Here is a 5,810-nt window from a genome sequence, read left to right as displayed (position 1 = left end):
TGCTCTTCTTCTCTTGCCTTTCCTTCTTACTTTTTCAAACACTACATATGGTGGTTTTGGCTCTTTTTACACACTTTGTGATACAAGAGTGACGATCAGGCGAAAAAGAACACTTACTACTTCTTAATTACTTAAGGCTCTTGAAAATGTTCCTCTCGACTAAGACTAGGCTCGCATCTCATGGCCATCGCCAACATCGACCATGAAGTTCCTGGAACAGTGTGTGTGACTAGGCTCATAAGAAAGTAACCTCATGCATCATGTCAAGCTTCAAGACATGATGCTAAAATGAAAACTTTCTTATGAAATTTGCAAGTCTGCATGGATGCAGACCGCCGACTTTTGGTGCAGGACGCACCAACCGGAGGCCGTAGTCATACATACTGTGGAAGGGTTTTCATGGGACAATAAACATAGCTTATGAATCCTTGCCCTTATCGGCACCGACCATGAAGTTCCTGGTGGAAGCCATAATCATACAAACTCTGGAAGGGTTTTCATGGGACCTCATTATAACAAGACTTCTTCCACATTAACTTCATTAATCTTCATTTTAAACTTCATACCTTCAAAGGTTGCATATATAACCGGTATAACAATCATGGTTAAAAAAGTTGCTGCCAGCATACCACCAATAACCGTAATGGCCAATGGTGAGAATCTTTCTGATCCAAGAGCAAGCTGAAGAGCTAAGGGCATCATACCTACAACATCTGAAAGTGCTGTCATCATAATAGGTCTATACCTAGCTTCGACGGCTTGGACCACGGCAACATTCAACTCAATACCTGCATTCTGATTTTCTATAGCTTGATTAATCACTAATATTGCATTGTTAACAACCGTACCGGCCAATAAAATAAAACCTAAAAGAACGGGCATAGAGACAAACTTTCCAGTGAGTCCAAGAGCCGGTGCGATTCCAATAATAACCAGTGGTATAGAAGCCATGATTGTAATAGGATGGATAAATGACTTAAACTGTGGGACCAAGACAAGATAAATGAACACAACCGCCAAGCCCAATAAGAGAAGCATATCCTTCATTGAATCACCCATCTCTTCGTTGTCACCCGTAAGTCCAAGAGTGTAGCCGCTTGGTAATGGATATGTCGCAAAAATATTCTCTATATCTTTCGTAATATGACTAAAAGCTCTTGTCGTGGTATAACCCAAAATATCAATGGTGTATTCCAAGTCTTCTTTTGTGATCAAATTGGCTCTTTGACCTATATCTACAGAAGCCAACTCTCTTAAAGGCACTTTGATACCCATGGGTGTTTGAATATAAACATTCAACAAGTCGTCAATAGATTGTGTGTATCTTTCCATATATTCAACTGCTATATTCACATTATTACTTTCTTCTAAATCCATACTTGTGGCATTAATACCTTCGATTGCATTATAAATCTGTTTTGCAACAACAGCATTGGATAGCCCCAACTCTTGAATACGACCATCATGCATACTTATATTCACTTGCAAGTTATCCATGTTAAAACTCTTATATATATTGGTTGTGCCTTCGATTTCTTTGATTTTGACTTCTAAATCTTCTGCAATCTCATAAAGCAGTCTTTGGTCCGGTCCACTGATTCTTATATCGATCGGTGCCGTTGAACTGCTGCTGGCTGTTCCACCTTTTTCTTTTACAACAAATCTTTTGATATCCGGAATCTTATCTATCTCTAATCTTAGTCTTTCCTGGAAATCCCAGATTGTCTCTTCTCTTTCCTTTCTCGTATTTAGATTAATGGTCATGCTGGCTTGGTTGGTTCCCATAATCCCAAAATCACTGATCATATTGCTGTCTTTTTCATAACCTATCTGAGTGTCATAGCTTATAACATTAACCTCATTGCTTAGAATCTTTTCAATATTTCTTACCGCTTCAATTGTATCTTCTAGAACAGTTCCCGGTTCCATTTCAACAGAGACATAACTAACTCCGCCATCAAATTTGGGTAGCATTTCAACGCCATTTCTAACAATAAAAGTTGCACTAAGAATAATTGCAATGATGATGGTGGCATACATAATGATTTTATATTTAAGTGAAAATCTTAGGATATTCATATAAAAGCGTAATAAACCATCCATCATTTTGTTAAAAGGCTTTGTAACGATACTAAGCAGTTGTTCTGTTTTTCTAAATTTGAATTTATTTAATAGAACGGTAAATAAAGGTATTATAATGAGTGCGATTAAAATCGATGATGATATTGCAAATATAACGGTTGTTGCTAAAGGTCTAAACATCTCACCAACAAATCCTTGAATAAATAAGAGTGGAATGAGAACAATTAGTGTTGTTGTTGCACCCGCTATGCTTGGCATGGTGATTTCCTTCGTCCCATCAATTGCCGCCGTAACAATGTCTTTTCCCAATTTATGGTGATGCGTCATGATGTTTTCGACAACAACAATGGCCCCATCTACGACAAAACCGATACTCAGTATTAATGCTGAAAGTGTCACCATGTCCAGTTTCATGTCAAATAGTTTCATCAGACCCATTGTGGACATGAAGACCAGGGGCATGGAAATGGAAATTACCATAGCTTGGCTTACATTTGTAATAAATAAAAGGATAATAATCATTGTGAAAAATAGAGCAACAAGCACACTTGCTGTCATGTTATCAACCATCTGTGATGTAAATGTTGAATCATCCTGAGCCAATTCAAAGTCTATAAAGGCATATTTTTCCTCTAGAATAATTAATTCGCTTTTTATATTTTCTACGACTTCTACTGTGTTAGCATCACTTTTTTTGGTGATCATAACTGCAATAGCTTCTTTACCATTGTATTTATAAGAACTTTCAAGGGCTTCAATAGACATCTCAACATTAGAAATATCTTCTAAAAATATTGTATTCCCATCTGCCATAGGTATCCGCATCTTTTTAATGTCCTCTAAGCTTTGATAGCTTTCTTCAACCCGGATTAGAATTTCTTTGTTGTTCTCAATGAGTTTTCCACCCGGTGCTTTTATATTATTTAACTGTAAGGTACTTGCTACTTGATCTATTGTTATACCGTATGCATTCAGTTTATTCTGGTCCAACTTAACTTGTACTTCACTGATATTACCTCCAAATAAATTAATAGAGGCTACACCTTCGACCAGTTGAAAGTCAAAACCAATTTCATCTTCTGCCAACTGTCTGATATCTTTCAAATCAACGGATTCACTGCTAAGACTAATGGTTACAACCGGCTTATCCGCCGTACTAAACTTCAAAACCTTTGGCTCTACCATGTTAGATGGCAAATTAGCCCTTATTCTATTAATCGTATTTTGAACATCAATCGCCGCTTGATCTATATCGATTCCGTAGTTAAACTCTAACCTAATGGACGCGACATTATCTTGACTCGTGGACTTGATTTTGGCTATACCTTCTAGAGTTCCAAAGGCATTCTCCATAGGCTCAACGATATCTTTAACCACATCTTGGGCAGATGCTCCTGGATATTGAACGATAACCGTCGTCATAGGCGCATTGGTATCCGGTGCTAACTGAGTTTTTAATGTGGTTTTGGCATAAAGACCTAATAAAAGAATACCTATGGCAAAGGCCAAAACAAAATATTTGTTTCTAATAGAAAATTCTCCAATATTCATTAAATATCCTCTCCTTTTAGTACATGTACCTTGGCACCGTCATATAATTTTGTCAAATTATTCATGGCAATTTCTTCACCCGTTGCCAGCCCTTCTAGCACTTGTACTTTGTCCCCTACAACCAATCCCTTAGTTATTTCTTGCTCTCTAGCTATATTGTTTTCAATAATATATACAAATTCTTTGTCTTTTAAAGATTTGATGGCTCTTTTTGATATAATGATTTCATCTTGAATCTCTTGAACAACAAAGTCTACCTGGACACTTGTACCCACAACAATATTTCCTAGGTTCAAAGCGTTTAGATCCATTTGAACTTCGCCTATTCTCGTACTTCCATTTAACCTTGGCATGATCCTGGTAATACTTGTTTCTCTTTTTTCGCTTATACCTGTTATGTTGAGCAATGCTCTCGTTCCGATTTCAATCTTATTTAAGTCTTGTTCGGATATATTAACTTTTACCGTCAAGTTCTCTGTATCATCAATGATAGCAAATGGTTTACCTGCAAGTGCCATATCGCCGATATCATAGTAAAGCATTCTCACTTTTCCTGCACGACTTGCAATGATTCTTGCATCTTGAATACTGATTGCTAATTCATTTACATTCCCTTGTAACTCATCCATTTGCGCTGCTAATGTGTCTCTTTGACTGACTAATTTTTTATAACCTTCTGCAAACGTAGCATTCAACTCTTCTAATTGAGCCTTTAGTACATCTCTTTCATGCTTAACTTTATCGTAATCTCCTTCAGCCACAGCGCCTTGTTCCAATAACATTCTGAACTTATTTTCTTGATCATTTAAATAACTTAAGTTTAGTTCTAAAGTGTCAATTTTTTTGAGTATAGGGTTCGTTATAAAATAGTTATCCACTTCTTGACCTACATAAGAATAGTTCACCTGTAAAGTCTCAATCTTTTTTTGTAAGGTTTCCATCTTTGCTACCCATTGACGATCATCTAGTCTTGCAACAATATCCCCTTCTTTGACAAGACTTCCTTCTTCTATATTAAGGAAGGTGACCTGAGCGCCCACCTTAGGTGATAATACAAGCGTATTTCTAGACTCAAGGGTACCTATATAAGATATTCCTTCTACCATACTATCTCTATTGACTGTAACCACTTCTGTTGGTATCCCCAAGTCTAGTTGGTTTTCCTGTGTTGCTAATACATCCGGGGTTTTCCCTGCGGATATGACTTTAAAACCTATAAAAACAGCAAGGATCAGTACTGCTACAATCAACCCATAGTACTTTTTATTTTTCATCGAATGACGCCTCTTTTCTTTTTTTTATGAACTTCATTTATATATCTAATGCTGGTTAAAGGATCAAAACTAAGTTTCACTAAATTACCATACAATATATAGTTTTGACACCTTAACCAATATCTACCTCATTTTTAAAACATGAATGAATGTTCATTCATTCTAGAGTAAAAAAATTACTTTTGTATGCCTTTGGTAATTAAAGAGATAATTTGCTTTTTGACTTCATTTTGCCAATTGGCTTCCTTCTTTTCCTGACTAATATAAACACTCCCCTTGATCAATTGGAAAATCAAACGTGCAAGGATAGGCGCATCTATATTACCAATTTGCCCGCTTTCTTGAGCTTTTTTCAACATCTGTGCGAGCATGTCCGGTAGCTTTGAACTGTATGTTCTCATGCTTTTAGCCTTTGACATTAATGGGGAAAGATCTTCTTGTACCAAAACTTTACTGATGCTTGGATTTTCATGAAGCTCATTAAAGTGAAAATCTAAAAAGGACTCAATCACTTCTATAACCCCTAATGAATGCTCTTGTAGCCCTTCAAAATAATGAATCCTCTTATTGTGTTCAACAGCAAAAATATAGTCTAGAATTTCTTCTTTTGTTTTGAAGTAAATATATATGGTGCCTACTGCTATATTCGCTTCAGCAGCTATCATCTTTACTGTTGTTGCATAATAACCCTCTTTGCTAAACACTTCTGCTGCACTTTGTCGAATTAATTCTTTTTTATCCAATTTCATAACCTCCTTTGCGAATGAACGTTCATTCATGTCTGGAAATCATCATATCATGCACCTTGGTCTTTTGTCAATAGCTTTCCTTGAAAACAAAGAGACTACGCCTCGTTTTGCAAAGCAAATTGTTCCGGCAGGAAAGACTTCCTTGAGAAGAATC

Annotated in this window: 3 protein-coding genes; all 3 read right to left on the bottom strand. The window is 36.5% G+C overall.

Features of this window, described 5'->3' with window-relative positions; genetic code table 11:
• Positions 1 to 510 precede the first annotated feature (510 nt).
• Complete coding sequence (locus P0N36_RS14350; protein ID WP_275843550.1) at positions 511 to 3,633, bottom strand: efflux RND transporter permease subunit; 3,123 nt, start codon at positions 3,631 to 3,633, stop codon at positions 511 to 513.
• Positions 3,633 to 4,907 (bottom strand): efflux RND transporter periplasmic adaptor subunit, encoded by a 1,275-nt coding sequence (locus P0N36_RS14345; RefSeq protein WP_275843549.1) that lies wholly within the window; start codon positions 4,905 to 4,907, stop codon positions 3,633 to 3,635. Before P0N36_RS14345 ends, P0N36_RS14350 begins: the two co-directional genes overlap by 1 nt.
• Before the next feature lie 176 nt (positions 4,908 to 5,083).
• Positions 5,084 to 5,656 (bottom strand): TetR/AcrR family transcriptional regulator, encoded by a 573-nt coding sequence (locus P0N36_RS14340; protein ID WP_275843548.1) that lies wholly within the window; start codon positions 5,654 to 5,656, stop codon positions 5,084 to 5,086.
• Positions 5,657 to 5,810 lie beyond the last annotated feature (154 nt).

Origin of the sequence: Petrocella sp. FN5 (assembly GCF_029210395.1) — a bacterium.
Classification (GTDB): domain Bacteria; phylum Bacillota; class Clostridia; order Lachnospirales; family Vallitaleaceae; genus Petrocella.
The sequence above is the reverse complement of the archived record's forward strand: the minus strand, read 5'-3'. Positions and strand labels throughout refer to the sequence as shown.